This is a genomic window from Tamlana sp. 2_MG-2023 (genome assembly GCF_030548465.1).
In the GTDB taxonomy this organism is placed as follows: Bacteria; Bacteroidota; Bacteroidia; order Flavobacteriales; family Flavobacteriaceae; genus Pseudotamlana.
In genome coordinates this window covers 73,336-87,130 of sequence record NZ_JAUOSF010000001.1, presented here as the reverse complement: position 1 = coordinate 87,130, position 13,795 = coordinate 73,336, and the positions used below count along the sequence as shown (strand labels likewise).

At 34.0% G+C, this 13,795-nt stretch carries 16 protein-coding genes; 13 read left to right on the top strand and 3 right to left on the bottom strand.

Annotated features, from left to right (window positions below):
• Positions 1-4: 4 nt before the first annotated feature.
• Positions 5-541 carry a TlpA disulfide reductase family protein gene (locus Q4566_RS00450; RefSeq protein WP_303417162.1) on the bottom strand — a complete coding sequence of 179 codons (537 nt, stop codon included), beginning with the start codon at positions 539-541 and terminating at the stop codon, positions 5-7.
• Between the two features lie 259 nt (positions 542-800).
• Here Q4566_RS00450 and Q4566_RS00445 point away from each other — a divergent pair, with 259 nt between their 5' ends.
• The 12 genes from Q4566_RS00445 to Q4566_RS00390 all read left to right on the top strand — a co-directional run bounded on the left by Q4566_RS00445 (position 801) and on the right by Q4566_RS00390 (position 11,346).
• Entirely contained in the window at positions 801-2,207 is a 1,407-nt protein-coding gene (locus Q4566_RS00445) for an anthranilate synthase component I family protein (protein ID WP_303417160.1), read from the top strand.
• 63 nt (positions 2,208-2,270) lie between these two features.
• Positions 2,271-2,837 (top strand): aminodeoxychorismate/anthranilate synthase component II, encoded by a 567-nt coding sequence (locus tag Q4566_RS00440; RefSeq protein WP_303417158.1) that lies wholly within the window; start codon positions 2,271-2,273, stop codon positions 2,835-2,837.
• 84 nt (positions 2,838-2,921) lie between these two features.
• A complete protein-coding gene (trpD, locus tag Q4566_RS00435) occupies positions 2,922-3,914 on the top strand; it encodes an anthranilate phosphoribosyltransferase (RefSeq protein WP_303417156.1) in 993 nt (330 codons plus the stop codon).
• Positions 3,915-3,991: 77 nt separating this feature from the next.
• Positions 3,992-4,774 (top strand): indole-3-glycerol phosphate synthase TrpC, encoded by a 783-nt coding sequence (gene trpC / locus Q4566_RS00430; protein WP_303417154.1) that lies wholly within the window; start codon positions 3,992-3,994, stop codon positions 4,772-4,774.
• Between the two features lie 133 nt (positions 4,775-4,907).
• A complete protein-coding gene (locus Q4566_RS00425; protein WP_303418109.1) occupies positions 4,908-5,564 on the top strand; it encodes a phosphoribosylanthranilate isomerase in 657 nt (218 codons plus the stop codon).
• Positions 5,561-6,742 (top strand): tryptophan synthase subunit beta, encoded by a 1,182-nt coding sequence (gene trpB, locus Q4566_RS00420; protein ID WP_303417152.1) that lies wholly within the window; start codon positions 5,561-5,563, stop codon positions 6,740-6,742. The genes Q4566_RS00425 and trpB overlap by 4 nt, the downstream gene beginning before the upstream one ends.
• Before the next feature lie 43 nt (positions 6,743-6,785).
• A complete protein-coding gene (locus Q4566_RS00415; protein WP_303417150.1) occupies positions 6,786-7,070 on the top strand; it encodes a GIY-YIG nuclease family protein in 285 nt (94 codons plus the stop codon).
• 55 nt (positions 7,071-7,125) lie between these two features.
• A complete protein-coding gene (trpA, locus tag Q4566_RS00410) occupies positions 7,126-7,890 on the top strand; it encodes a tryptophan synthase subunit alpha (protein WP_303417148.1) in 765 nt (254 codons plus the stop codon).
• A 111-nt stretch (positions 7,891-8,001) separates the two neighbouring features.
• Complete coding sequence (locus Q4566_RS00405) at positions 8,002-9,165, top strand: hypothetical protein (protein WP_303417146.1); 1,164 nt, start codon at positions 8,002-8,004, stop codon at positions 9,163-9,165.
• A gap of 83 nt (positions 9,166-9,248) precedes the next feature.
• On the top strand, positions 9,249-10,520 hold the full coding sequence (locus Q4566_RS00400) for an NAD(P)/FAD-dependent oxidoreductase (RefSeq protein ID WP_303417144.1): 1,272 nt from the start codon (positions 9,249-9,251) through the stop codon (positions 10,518-10,520).
• Positions 10,520-10,969, top strand: a complete 450-nt coding sequence (locus tag Q4566_RS00395) for a tRNA (cytidine(34)-2'-O)-methyltransferase (RefSeq protein ID WP_303417142.1) — start codon at positions 10,520-10,522, stop codon at positions 10,967-10,969. Before Q4566_RS00400 ends, Q4566_RS00395 begins: the two co-directional genes overlap by 1 nt.
• A 77-nt stretch (positions 10,970-11,046) precedes the next feature.
• Positions 11,047-11,346 carry a hypothetical protein gene (locus Q4566_RS00390; protein ID WP_303417140.1) on the top strand — a complete coding sequence of 100 codons (300 nt, stop codon included), beginning with the start codon at positions 11,047-11,049 and terminating at the stop codon, positions 11,344-11,346.
• A 134-nt stretch (positions 11,347-11,480) separates the two neighbouring features.
• On the opposite strand, the gene Q4566_RS00385 is transcribed toward Q4566_RS00390, so the two are convergent.
• Positions 11,481-12,455: an FAD:protein FMN transferase gene (locus Q4566_RS00385; protein WP_303417138.1), complete on the bottom strand. Its 975-nt coding sequence runs from the start codon at positions 12,453-12,455 to the stop codon at positions 11,481-11,483.
• A 12-nt stretch (positions 12,456-12,467) separates the two neighbouring features.
• A complete protein-coding gene (locus Q4566_RS00380; RefSeq protein WP_303417136.1) occupies positions 12,468-12,845 on the bottom strand; it encodes a Na(+)-translocating NADH-quinone reductase subunit F in 378 nt (125 codons plus the stop codon).
• A 427-nt stretch (positions 12,846-13,272) separates the two neighbouring features.
• Between Q4566_RS00380 and Q4566_RS00375 the strand changes: the two genes are divergently transcribed.
• Positions 13,273-13,731, top strand: a complete 459-nt coding sequence (locus Q4566_RS00375) for a Na(+)-translocating NADH-quinone reductase subunit F (protein ID WP_303417134.1) — start codon at positions 13,273-13,275, stop codon at positions 13,729-13,731.
• Positions 13,732-13,795 lie beyond the last annotated feature (64 nt).

The window sequence follows — 13,795 nt, the reverse complement described above, 5'->3', positions numbered from 1 at the left end:
CGTTTTAGTTTAAAAATTGTTTGACCTCTTTTTCCAATTCGTCGAAAGTAAAGGACTGCTCAAAAAACACACTTTTGTTTTTATTATAAATTACAGTTGCCGGAATGGAGCCTGACCAAGCTTCGTTAACTTTAGGAATCCACGTGTTCATATCAGGATCATCCAAAGCCACTACTTTCGATTTTAATTTTCTATCCTTAATAAAAGGTTTCAATTTGCTATCGTACATATGCGGAAAATCTAAACTCACTAAAAGCACTTCAACATTTTCATCTTTATAAGTATCATTTAATTGTTCAAAATACGGCAATTCCTTGACACACGGCGCACACCAAGTTGCCCAAAAATTTACGACATGAATCTTATCATCTTTCTGATTTAGAAATTTTTCAAAACCATTAAAATCATAGACTTCAAGTGGCGTCTCTTTTTCTTTAGTTGTTTCAACTTCTTTAGTAGTTTCAGTACCGCTTTCTTGCTTTTTATTTTTTGCACAACTTGCCATTATCAAAACAGCAACAAATAACACTTTTAATTTCATAAGCATAAAACTAAATAATACTTCATTGAATATCTTTTAGTTTAACAAACTTTTAATTAAAAAAGTGATCTAAAGTTTTGCGCAATCGCTTATCATTTTTATATTTGGCCAGATAAAATTTACAAAATGAAAACTATTTTAAATAATTCTTGGTGGTGGTGCTTTCGAAACTAAACTTCGTGAAGTAAAATCCTAGTATATTTAAAAATTAAAATATCAAAAGGCTTGTCATTCACGACAAGCCTTTTTTATGTTATATATGAAAAAATTTAGCCTATACACCCATAACAAAAGAATATTAACCGACACCATAACACCTGTTACGGTATACTACAAAATTCGTGATAAACACCCGAATAGTATACTGTTAGAGAGTGGTGACTACCATAGAAGTCATAAAAACTTCTCGTACATCTGTTTCAATCCTATTGCAACAATAAAAGTTGAAAACGAGGTGATTTATGAAACCTATCCTGACGGAAGTTCAACAGCGATAGACATTACAGATGATGTGAATGTTGTTGATGAAATATACAAATTCACCAAGCGTTTTGATACGAATTCAGATGAAGACTTCAAGTTTATAAACAATGGTATTTTCGGTTATACAGCTTATGATGCTGTACGTTACTTTGAAGATATTCAAATAAGCAAAAAAGATGATTCTGTGACGGTTCCAGATATATATTATGCCGTTTACAAGAACATTATTGCCATCAATCATTATAAAAATGAAGCTTATATTTTCGCACATTGTTACGAAGATCAAGAAAACAATATTGATGCGATTGATAAACTGATAAATACTCAGAATTTTGCTGAATACGATTTCAGTTCAAAAGGTCCTATTCAATCGAATTTAACCGATGATGAATTTAGAGAACAAGTTGCCGTAGCCAAAAAGCATGCAGGTCGTGGCGACATCTTTCAGCTTGTATTATCGAGACGTTTTTCTCAAGAATTTACTGGTGATGACTTTAATGTGTATCGTGCCTTGCGAAGCATCAATCCGTCGCCATACTTATTTTATTTTGATTATGGTGATTTTAGAATTTTTGGTAGTTCGCCAGAAGCGCAGCTTGTTGTGGATGATGGTTTAGCTGAAATTCATCCGATCGCCGGAACTTTTAAGCGTACCGGAAACGACGAACAAGATGAAAAACTTGCTGAAGCTTTAAAAGCAGACGACAAAGAAAATGCAGAACACGTGATGCTTGTAGATTTAGCACGAAACGATTTAAGCCGCCACGGAAGCAATGTGAAAGTGGTTACTTATCGTGAGGTTCAATTCTTTTCTCACGTAATTCACTTAGTAAGTAAGGTTATTGGAAAAAAACATGAGACCACTTCAACGATGCAGGTTGTTGCCGATACGTTTCCTGCTGGAACATTAAGCGGTGCTCCAAAACACATGGCGATGCAGCTTATTGAAAAATACGAAAAAACAAGTCGTGGCTACTATGGTGGCGCGATTGGTTTTATGGATTTTGATGGCAACTTTAATCATGCCATCATGATACGTACTTTTTTAAGTAAAAACTACAAATTAAATTGGCAAGCTGGCGCCGGAATGGTTTCAAAATCGGATGCTGAAAGTGAATTACAAGAGGTATTTAATAAACTAGGCGCTTTAACTAAAGCCATCACTCTAGCTGAAGATATTTAGTTAGTTGAAAAAAGAGATAAAGTATAACTTAAAATAGATTCCTATTGACCTAGGAATAAAGCGATGAAAAAAATATTAGTTATAGATAATTACGACAGTTTCACTTACAATCTGGTTCATTATTTAGAAGATTTAGATTGTGATGTTACCGTGGTAAGAAACGATAAATTAACTTTAGAAGACGTTGAACCTTTCGATAAAATTGTGTTATCTCCAGGCCCTGGAATTCCAGATGAAGCTGGATTATTAAAAGCCATTATCGAAAAATACGCCCCAACAAAAAGTATTTTCGGCGTGTGTTTAGGGCAACAAGCCATAGGTGAAGTTTTTGGAGGTACTCTAGAAAATTTAGACGATGTTTATCATGGGGTTGCAACTCCTGTAGAAACATGTGTAGATGACGAAGTTCTTTTTAATGGCTTAACAAAAAACTTTAATGTTGGACGTTACCATTCATGGGTGGTTAACGCTAATTTACCAGATTGCCTCGAAGCAACATCTTATGATTCAAACGGACAAATAATGTCGTTAAGACATAAAGTTTACGATGTTAGAGGCGTTCAATACCATCCCGAATCGGTTTTAACACCTGACGGAAAGCAAATTTTGAAAAACTGGGTTAATGGTTAATGGTTAATGGTTAATGGTTAATGGTTAATGGTTAAAATAAAAAAGCCATCGCTAGGAACCAAAAACTAAGTAAAAATTAAAGTAATGAAAGACATTTTAAACAGATTATTAAACCACGAAACATTGTCTAGCGAAGAAGCGAAACAAGTTTTGGTGAACATATCAAACGGTACGTACAACCAAAGTCAGATTGTTTGTTTTCTTTCCGTTTATATGATGCGCAGCATAACTTTAGAGGAGTTAAGCGGGTTTAGAAATGCACTTCTAGATTTATGTATCGCTGTAGATTTAAACGAATTTAATCCCATCGACCTTTGCGGAACTGGTGGTGATGGCAAAGACACGTTTAATATATCAACTCTAGCTTCGTTCATTACAGCTGGAGCGGGTGTAAATGTTACCAAACATGGAAATTATGGCGTATCTTCCTCTTGTGGTTCATCAAATGTTATGGAATATTTAGGTATTAAATTCTCAAACGATATTGATTTTTTAAAACGCTCGATAGACCAAACAGGAATCTGCGTATTACACGCGCCTTTATTTCACCCGGCTATGAAAGAAGTTGGCCCGATTCGTAAAGAGTTAGGCGTGAAAACATTTTTTAATATGTTAGGCCCAATGGTAAATCCTGCCTTTCCTAAAAACCAAATGGTTGGTGTTTTCAACTTAGAACTACAACGTTTATACGGCTATCTTTATCAACAAACCGATAAAAACTATAGCATCATTCATGCTTTAGATGGTTACGATGAAATATCGCTAACAGGTAAAGCAAAAATCATTTCAAATAATGCCGAAACCTTGTTTACACCAGAGCATTTAGGTTTATCAAGCATAAAACAAGAAGCTATTTTCGGAGGTAGTACGGTAGAAGAATCGGCTAAAATATTCGTAAAAGTGATAAATGGCGAAGGTACCGAAGCCCAACATAACGTGGTTTGTGCCAATGCCGGTTTAGCCATTGCGACAACCAATCAAATTTCGCATCAAGAAGGTTTTGAAATGGCTAAAGAATCATTGTTTTCAGGAAAAGCAAAGGCTAGTTTGGAGAAGCTGATTGTGTTAAGCAAGTAAAAAGTTTTCAGTCTCAGTTTTCAGTTAGCAAGTTTGCGCTCTAAAAACCAACAACTAAAAACCACAAACGAATTAAAATGAATATACTAGATAAAATAACCTTAGATAAACGTAACGAAGTGGCACTTCGTAAAAGTTTAATTCCTGTATCTCAATTAGAACAATCGGTTTTATTTGAAAGACCAACAGTTTCATTAGCAAACAACCTAAGACAAAGCCAATCAGGCATAATCGCTGAACACAAGCGTCGTTCACCTTCAAAGTCTGTTATAAATAACACATTAAACGTTCAAGATGTCGCTAAAGGCTACGAAGAAGCGGGTGTTTGCGGTATATCTGTCTTAACTGATGGTAAGTATTTTGGTGGGTCTTTAGACGATTTATTAACCGCTAGAGCCAGTTGCAATTTACCTTTATTACGAAAAGAATTCATTATTGACGAATATCAACTGCTAGAAGCTAAAGCTTATGGTGCTGATGTTATTCTTTTAATTGCTGCGATTCTATCACGCGATGAAATCAAAAAATATTCAGAATTTGCTAAAAGTTTAAATTTAGATGTACTCCTAGAAGTTCATAATGAAGAAGAACTACATAAATCCATCATGCCAAGTTTAGACATGTTAGGTGTAAATAATCGAAATTTAAAAACTTTTGATGTTAGTCTAGATACCAGTAAAACCTTAAGCACTTTAATTCCTGATGATTTTGTAAAAGTTTCAGAAAGTGGCATCAGCAATATTGAAGCCATTAAAGAACTTCAACCTTACGGATATCAAGGTTTTTTAATTGGAGAAAACTTCATGAAAACCGATAACCCTGGAGCTAGTGCTACAACATTTATAAAAAACTTACTGTAAGCCTCCTCCATCGGAGGAGAACGCTTACTCAAACGATAATAGTATAGTAATGAATAAGGACAAAAACACTTCGCAATCCATTCCCTCCCCTTCGGGGAGGGTTAGGGAGGGGCTTCACCTCAAAGTATGTGGTATGAAATTCGAAGATAATATAGAAGCCCTTGCAGCTTTGCAACCGGATTATCTCGGATTTATATTTTTTGAAGATTCTGAACGTGATTTTGGAACCAACAGCATTCCTGAATTGCCGTCTTCAATAAAAAAAGTTGGTGTTTTTGTTGATGCCGATATCAATTTTGTTATTGAAAAAGTAAACAGTTTATCTTTACAAGCCGTGCAACTACACGGTATAGAATCACCTGAATATTGTGATGCTTTAAAACATACACAATTCATTTCAGAAGAAAATGACATGCCTTTTAATATCGAAATCATTAAAGTATTTTCTATAAAAGACAGCTTCAATTTTGAAGTTTTAAAACCTTATGAAGCCGTTTGCGATTACTTTCTATTTGATACCAAAGGCAAATTACCTGGAGGCAACGGTTATACTTTCGACTGGAATGTTTTAAACGATTATCCTTCCGAAAAACCCTTCTTTTTAAGTGGGGGCATTGGAGTAGATCAAATTTCAGATATTAAAAAATTTCAGAACAGCAGCGCTTCAAAATACTGCTATGCTCTGGATGTCAATAGTAAATTCGAGGTGAAACCCGGATTAAAAAATATAGAATTACTAAAAGAATTTAAACAAAACGTTTTTACGAACAACGAAAATAAAAGTTCATGAATTATAACGTAAACGACAAAGGATACTACGGCGAATTTGGTGGTGCATACATTCCAGAAATGTTATACCCAAACGTAGAAGAGTTACGCCAAAACTACTTAAAAGTGATGGCCGAACCTGATTTTAAAGCAGAATTCGACAAGCTTTTAAAAGATTATGTTGGTCGCCCCTCCCCGCTTTATTTTGCAAAGCGTCTTTCAGAAAAATACAACACCAAAATATATTTAAAGCGTGAGGATTTAAATCACACAGGGGCTCACAAAATAAACAATACTATTGGTCAGATTTTAATGGCTAAACGTTTAGGCAAGGCTCGTATTATTGCTGAAACAGGTGCTGGGCAACACGGTGTGGCCACAGCTACAGTTTGTGCACTAATGGGGCTTGAATGTATTGTATACATGGGAGAAATTGATATTGCTAGACAAGCACCAAACGTGGCTAGAATGAAAATGTTAGGCGCCAGTGTAGTTCCAGCAAAATCTGGTAGCCGTACACTTAAAGATGCTACAAATGAGGCGATTCGCGATTGGATTAACAATCCTGTAGATACGCATTACATTATTGGTTCAGCTATTGGTCCGCACCCCTACCCTGATATGGTGACCCGATTTCAGGCGGTGATTTCCGAAGAAATCAAATGGCAATTAAAAGAGCAAGAAGGTCGTGAAAATCCAGATTACGTTGTGGCTTGTATTGGTGGCGGAAGTAATGCTGCTGGAACTTATTACCATTATTTACACGAAGAAGATGTGAATATTATCGCTGTAGAAGCTGCTGGACACGGTGTGGATTCAGGCGAAAGCGCGGCAACTTCTATTTTAGGAAAAGAAGGCATCATTCACGGTTGTAAAACTTTGTTGATGCAAACTAACGACGGACAAATTACCGAGCCGTATTCTATTTCAGCTGGATTAGATTACCCAGGTGTTGGTCCAATGCATGCCCATTTATGTAAATCAGGACGTGCCGAATTCATGGCCATGACCGATGACCAAGCTATGAAAGCAGGTTTAGACTTATGTAAATTAGAAGGCATCATTCCAGCTATAGAAAGCTCACATGCCCTAGCTATTTTTGAAGAAAAGACCTTTAAACCAGACGATGTGGTTGTCGTGAGTTTATCAGGTCGTGGTGATAAAGATTTACAGAATTATATTGAGTATTTCAAAATCTAAAATTTTCTAATTTCCGCGAAGGCGGAAATCTCACCCATTTTTTATGGATCTTTATTATGTGTACATATTAACCAATAAAAACCATACCGTTCTATATATAGGTCGTACAAAACAATTAAAAACAAGATTAATTCAACATAAAAACAACAGTATAAAAACCTTTACGGGAAGATATAATGTAGATAAATTAGTCTATTTTGAAACAACGAAATATATAAATAACGCTATAAAAAGAGAACACCAATTAAAAAAATGGAACCGAGAATGGAAAATAAATTTAATTAATGGATTGAATCCTGATTGGAAAGATCTTTCAGAATATATTTAAAATAATTATTAAAAGATTCCCTCCTTCGAGGGAATGAAAAAACTATTCATTTACAATGAACAGAATAAATAAAAAACTAAGCGAAGACAAAAAGCTACTGTCTATATATTTCACAGCAGGCTACCCTAATATTAACGATACGGTTTCTATCATACAAGATTTAGAAAAAAACGGTGTTGATATTATTGAAATAGGTTTACCTTTTAGCGACCCATTAGCCGATGGCCCAACCATTCAGGCCAGCTCAACACAGGCTTTAAAAAATGGTATGACTACCGAAGTGCTTTTCAATCAGTTAAAAGACATCCGTAAAACGGTAAACATTCCATTAATCATCATGGGCTATTTTAACCCGATGTTTCAATATGGTGTAGAAGCCTTCTGTAAAAAATGTCAGGAAATAGGCATTGACGGCTTAATCATTCCTGATTTACCTGTAGATGTGTATCATGAGCAATATCAAGCCATCTTTGAGCAATACGGACTGAGAAATATCTTCTTAATTACTCCACAAACTAATGATGAGCGTATTCGTTATATCGATTCTATTTCAAACGGTTTTATATACATGGTGAGTAGTGCGAGTACTACGGGTTCACAATCTGGTTTTGGCGATGAACAAACCCAATATTTTAAACGCATTGCTGATATGAACCTTAAAAACCCACAAGTTATAGGTTTTGGTATTAGCAATAACGAAACCTTCATACAAGCCACACAATACGCCAAAGGTGCTATTATTGGTAGTGCTTTTGTAAAACATGTTTCTAATCATGGGATTAATACCATTAAAGAATTTACAGATTCTATTTTAGAGTAGTTATATAAATATAAAGCGGTTTCAAAAAGGAAAATAATAATTTTAGGAGTTGGTTTTAATGGCTTAAGATTTAATAAATCACCCTAATTATGATATTTGTAAATAATAAAAATGACAGATTCAAATAGTTATAAACACAAAATAAGAGAAGAGTTATCTTCTTTTTCAAATTCTAAAGACTTCAGCTTTACTTCAATTTTCGATAAAATATACCAATATAAATACAGCGATTACACCGAAAATTATAGTGAATTTAACCAGTTCAAAATAGAACAGAGTGATATTTATTTTAAGCTTGCCATAAATGAATATAAAAAATCACATCATGCTAACTTAAAAAAAGAAATTCAGCATATTGCCTTGAACGACAGCTATAAAAGGTATGATATTCTAATCGAATTGGACGATAAAGAATCTTTTGATATCGTATTAAAAAATGCTGAAGACTTTTTAAAAGGTGATGACTATCTGAATGAGTTTGGATATCGCTATGAAGACGGACAAGTGTTATTTGATTTAATTAAAGCCTATTACAATCCTTCCCGAAAAGAGGAAGTGACTTTATTCTTTAATCAAGCTTTTAATTTTGCGAAAAAATACGCCAGAGAAAATAAAGAATGGGATTATTTAAGTGGTGACCCAAGTGGCACTATTTTATTAGTTATTTCTCAAGCCATTTCTTGCCTAAACGCGGAAGATCGAGAAGAATTTTCAAACTTAATATTCGACATTTATACTTTCTGTTCTTCCGATGAGAAAAGTTATGAATTAAATCAAGCTTCAGGTTTCATCGCTTTACTATTATTATACTACAATAAACAAATCGACATCCAAGTATTAGAAAACGCCATTAATATTACAGGAGAACATTATAAAAACAATGTTTTCGTCCATCAAACGCTTTATGCTAAGTGGCTGTTAACCAATGACAGTGAAAGTGCATTATCGTATCTCAAATCAGAAGAAGATGGAAAGGGGATCATTTTTGCTATTATGGCATTAGCTGATCTTAACTGTAAAAAAGCGCTTCCTGATCTTGAATCAAGATTAAAAGAGGAAAAAAACCCCATATTTATTGAAATTTATAAAGAAGCTATTCAAAGATTAAGTACTCAAAATATGATTCCCGAAATAGAGCATAGAATGATTAACTTAAATGGAAGCTTAACCCCTACTCAAAGAGCACTTGGCACAAAATCAAATAACATTTTTGAAAAAAGAGCCCAGGAAAAAATAGACTTAGATAACAATGTCTATGAAACAGATGATGACTAAGATATCTTTAATAACATTAATTTATTAAAGATATTATACCTTCAAATTTAGAATAGATATTTCAACCTAAACAACTACCAAACATGGAAAAAATCATAATTGTTGGAGCTGGTTTTGCAGGCTTAAGATTAGCCCAAGACTTAATGAACAACCCCTATTATCAGATTTATTTAATTGACAAACAAAACTACCACCAGTTTCAACCTTTAATGTATCAGGTCGCTTCGGCGAGATTGGAGCCTGCGAGTATCTCTTTTCCGTTAAGGAAAGTATTTCAAAAGGCAAAAAACGTAAAAATACGTATCGCTGAAGTTAAGGGTATCAACTTCGATCAGAAAAACATCACCACAACCATTGGGGATTTTGATTACGATCACTTGGTGATGTCTATTGGGTGTACTACCAATTATTTTGGCAATCAGAATCTCAAAGATTACGCTTACCCGATGAAAACCATTCCGGAGGCTATTCAGCTTAGGAATCGTATTTTACAAACCTTTGAAAACGCACTAAACACTACCGACCAAGATGAGCTTCAAGCTTTATTAAACTTCGTTATTGTTGGTGGAGGTCCAACCGGTGTAGAATTAGCTGGGGCTTTAGCTGAAATGAAACAACATATTCTCCCTAAAGATTACCCAGACAAAGACTTTTCTAAGTTACAAATATATCTTTTAGAAGGTTCACCAAACACTTTGAGTCCGATGAGTAAAGGGTCTCAAAAGATGTCTCAAAAATATTTAGAAGATTTAGGCGTAGTGGTAAAAACCAATACCTTCGTAAAAGACTACGATAGTGAAGTGGTTACTCTAAACTCAGGCGAACAAATAAATTCTAAAAATGTTATTTGGGCTGCTGGAGTTATTGGTAATAAAGTTGATGGCTTTAAAGAAGAAACCATAGCTCGAGGCAACCGCCTTATTGTAGATGAAGTTAACGAGGTTAAAGGTCTAAATCAAGTTTATGCCTTAGGTGATATTGCTTATATGGAAACTAAGGACTACCCGCATGGGCATCCTCAGGTGGCTAGTGTCGCTCTTCAACAGGCGGCTCTTTTAGCAAAAAACTTCAAAAGAAAAACTGAGAAGAAAACTCTTAAACCATTCAAGTATACTGAAAAAGGTTCGATGGCTACCATTGGAAAACGAAAGGCTGTCGTTGACATGCCTAAATTCAGTTTCCAAGGAAAAATGGCCTGGTTTACTTGGATGTTTATACATCTCATGCTCATTTTAAGTATTAAAAACAAACTACTTATCTTTATGAATTGGATGATTAGTTATTTTAATAATGACAGTACTCTAAGAATTATAATGAAGCCTGTTGCTAATCGTGTAAAAACAAAAAAAACCTGATGCCTTTAAATATTGTTTTAATAGAACCTGAAATACCTAATAACACAGGGAATATAGGACGGTTAGCTTTGGGTTCAGGCTCACATTTACATTTGGTTAAACCTTTTGGGTTTGAAATTGATGATACCCGATTAAAACGAGCTGGTTTAGATTATTGGAAACACCTTTCGGTTACTTACTATGAAAGTGTAGAGGAATTTTTCAGAATTAATAAGGAGAAAAAGATGGCCTTTCTTTCTAGTAAAGGTGAAAAAAATCATTGGGACATTCCCTTTGAAGATGATCTGTTTTTAATCTTCGGAAAGGAATCTGTAGGCTTAGCTCCAGAAATCGTAAACCAACATGCTGATAAACTTTATAAGATTCCACTTTATAGCGAACATGTGCGCAGTTTAAACCTTGCCAACGCAGTGAGTATCGTGGTTTATGAGGGTTTAAAAAATATTTAATTCTGAATTAAACTTTGTTTGAAAATTGGAGTCTAAACACTCAGAATTATTCAACAAAACAATTAAAACAAAATAAGATGACTTTAAAAACTTTAAAATTCGGAATTGCAGCCTTAGCTTTATTTACTATTTCCTTTTCAGCGCAAGCTCAAGAAAAAAAGGAACCAGACTTTGAAAAAATGATGAAGCGTTTTGATGCCGACAAAAACAGCACGATTTCTCTTGAAGAATTCAAATCTGCTAAGAGAAAAAAAGAAGTGCCTACAGAAAAATTAGAAAAACAATTTACTAAACTGGATAGTGATTCTAGTGGTGAAGTTACTATAGATGAGTTAAAAACAAACTGGAGTAAAGGAAAAAAGAAAAAGAAACAATAATAGTGTGTTGTAAACGCTAAGTTATTTTAGTAAGGCTGTCAAAATTCAATAAGGTTTAGACAGCCTTTTTATTTGCATCAAATTTAGATTTTAATAAAATTGGATATCGACTGCGATCTGAGATTCTGTTAAAATTAATTTTTAGGAAAACCATTAAGCGCTAAAGTTTCTAATTCTTGATTATCGTTTTCAAAAATCAAGTATACTTTAAGTTCCGGATGATCCTTTGCAAAGTTCTTTACTTTTTCTAAGCCCATAGCCTTAAAAGCTGTGGCATAAGCATCAGCTGTCATACAGTTTTCATGAATCACCGAAATACTTAATAAGTTAGTTCTACTTGGAAAGCCCGTTTTTGGGTCGATAATATGCGCATAGCGCTTACCTTCTTTATCAATTTTAAATTTACGATAAGTTCCAGATGTGGCCATAGCTTCATCCATAAGTTCTACAACATCTAAAATGGAGTGCTCACCTTCAAAATTCGGACTCTCAATGCCCACTTTCCAACCGTGTTCTTTTTCAGCATTTATACCGCTTGTTCTAATTTCTCCACCAATTTCTACTAGATAATCATTCACGTTACGTGATTCTAGGTATTCCCCAATCATATCAACACCATAACCTTTTGCGATAGCATTAAAATCTAAGAAAGTCCCCTTCGGCTTTACAATTTTTTTATCAAGTCGCGTAACCTGTTTTAAACCAACAGACCGCATAAGCCAATCAATTTTAAGAGTATCTAACTCCTTTATTTCGCCTTTAGGACCAAAATCCCAAGCATTCACCACGGCTCCAATTGTTGGGTCAAAAGCGCCATCAGTTTCTTCATAAATGGTTTTAGAAGCTTCAAAAACCGTTATAAAATGATCATCAACTTCAACCAATTCATTTTCATTCAATTTAGATATGATAGAATTATCTTGATAGGTAGACATGGAATTATTAATCACAGCAAATAAGCTATCGAATTGCGGTTTATAATTAACTTCAGAATTATAGGTAACCGCATAAGTCGTTCCGAAAACACTCCCTACTAACTTCGTGTTCTTAATCTCCTTTTTACAAGAAACTGTCACCAGAAGTATGATAATTAGTGCTATGTTCTTCATAGGTGTTATGATTTAATTTAAATTTGTTTCCAAAAACTGAATACCATTATATTCTAACAAATAATCTCTGTTTAAATAAATTGGTTCTTTTTCGCCTTCAAGACTGCCAATCCCTACACCTGCATAAAGTACTTTAGCGTCCTGTTCTCTTGCATGGTTTTTAAAAGATTCCATCCAAACAACATCATAATTATTAGGGTTTTCAGGTAAAACTACAGCCCGAACAATTACAAAAAAGTACTGCTTGTTTTTATCAATGCAAACAAATTGCGGATGCTTTTTCAGTTTACTATTAATAGCTATAAATTCGAAACCACGTTCTTCTAAATCCTTTCCAACATGGTTCATGGCTAGATTATGTAATTCTTGTTCTGTAAGCGGTTTACTCATATTCTAAATTTATATTCACTAAGCAAACTTAATAATATTTTGATTATTTGAGGACAAACCACCACTATATTCAACTATTGCATCCCTTAAATCAAATCGGTTCAAATCTAAATTGAAGATTATAGTATAGTAATGTTCTTTGTATATCCGTTTTGTAACCTAAATATTGTATTTACGTCATTCCGAATTTATTTCGGAATCTAATAAAGCTGATAATTAATATATTGTGATGAGAACCTGAAACAAGTAGAGGTTGACGATAACAATTATGTCACATTACGGATAATCAGTAATGTTCTCTTTTTATATTTAAAACACATCGTTCACAATGAATTCAAAACACATAAAACACTGAAAACAATCACTTTGTAATTTAATGAAGATTAAATATTTATGATTTTTTATTATCTTAGAAAGAAAAAAACTGATGAAAACAACTTTGCGTTTTGATTTGGCCATAAACAAATTATACAAGGCCTTTCATAATAACACTCTTAATCCGGAGTGTTGTAAGCAATGTGCCGTAGGAAATATTTTAGACCAAACTGACGGTTGGAAACATCTTTCAGACCACCATGGAAGCCTTCAATTGAATTACGTTGGAAAAGTACACCAAAGCCTAAACAGAAAATTTAACGGTTATACACCTAGCCAATTATTACAAATAGAGCATACCTTTTTAGAAGCTTGTGGCTTTAAAACACCATTACATCATACAAATCGGAAACCTAAAAACATTTCCGATAAGGCTATTTTATTCCAGGGTTTATATGCCGTCGTGACTTTGCTATGTGGATTAGATAAAATTCAAAATGTGATGGATTATACCAAACTTTTTGAAGCTCATACCGTAAACATAAAATTACCTTCTGAAATGAAGTCATAAAAAAACCGACACTTTAGTATCGGTTTTTATATAAATATAATCTTCTTGAGATTTCTGCTTTTGC

Coding starts and splice junctions, on each gene's coding strand:
- Q4566_RS00415 (WP_303417150.1), top strand. CDS start 6,786: ATGGATCTTTATTATGTGTACATATTAACCAATAAAAACCATACCGTT.
- Q4566_RS00375 (WP_303417134.1), top strand. CDS start 13,273: ATGAAAACAACTTTGCGTTTTGATTTGGCCATAAACAAATTATACAAG.
- trpA (WP_303417148.1), top strand. CDS start 7,126: ATGAACAGAATAAATAAAAAACTAAGCGAAGACAAAAAGCTACTGTCT.
- Q4566_RS00445 (WP_303417160.1), top strand. CDS start 801: ATGAAAAAATTTAGCCTATACACCCATAACAAAAGAATATTAACCGAC.
- Q4566_RS00405 (WP_303417146.1), top strand. CDS start 8,002: ATGACAGATTCAAATAGTTATAAACACAAAATAAGAGAAGAGTTATCT.
- Q4566_RS00380 (WP_303417136.1), bottom strand. CDS start 12,845: ATGAGTAAACCGCTTACAGAACAAGAATTACATAATCTAGCCATGAAC.
- Q4566_RS00400 (WP_303417144.1), top strand. CDS start 9,249: ATGGAAAAAATCATAATTGTTGGAGCTGGTTTTGCAGGCTTAAGATTA.
- Q4566_RS00395 (WP_303417142.1), top strand. CDS start 10,520: ATGCCTTTAAATATTGTTTTAATAGAACCTGAAATACCTAATAACACA.
- Q4566_RS00425 (WP_303418109.1), top strand. CDS start 4,908: ATGAAATTCGAAGATAATATAGAAGCCCTTGCAGCTTTGCAACCGGAT.
- Q4566_RS00450 (WP_303417162.1), bottom strand. CDS start 541: ATGAAATTAAAAGTGTTATTTGTTGCTGTTTTGATAATGGCAAGTTGT.
- trpC (WP_303417154.1), top strand. CDS start 3,992: ATGAATATACTAGATAAAATAACCTTAGATAAACGTAACGAAGTGGCA.
- Q4566_RS00385 (WP_303417138.1), bottom strand. CDS start 12,455: ATGAAGAACATAGCACTAATTATCATACTTCTGGTGACAGTTTCTTGT.
- trpD (WP_303417156.1), top strand. CDS start 2,922: ATGAAAGACATTTTAAACAGATTATTAAACCACGAAACATTGTCTAGC.
- Q4566_RS00440 (WP_303417158.1), top strand. CDS start 2,271: ATGAAAAAAATATTAGTTATAGATAATTACGACAGTTTCACTTACAAT.
- Q4566_RS00390 (WP_303417140.1), top strand. CDS start 11,047: ATGACTTTAAAAACTTTAAAATTCGGAATTGCAGCCTTAGCTTTATTT.
- trpB (WP_303417152.1), top strand. CDS start 5,561: ATGAATTATAACGTAAACGACAAAGGATACTACGGCGAATTTGGTGGT.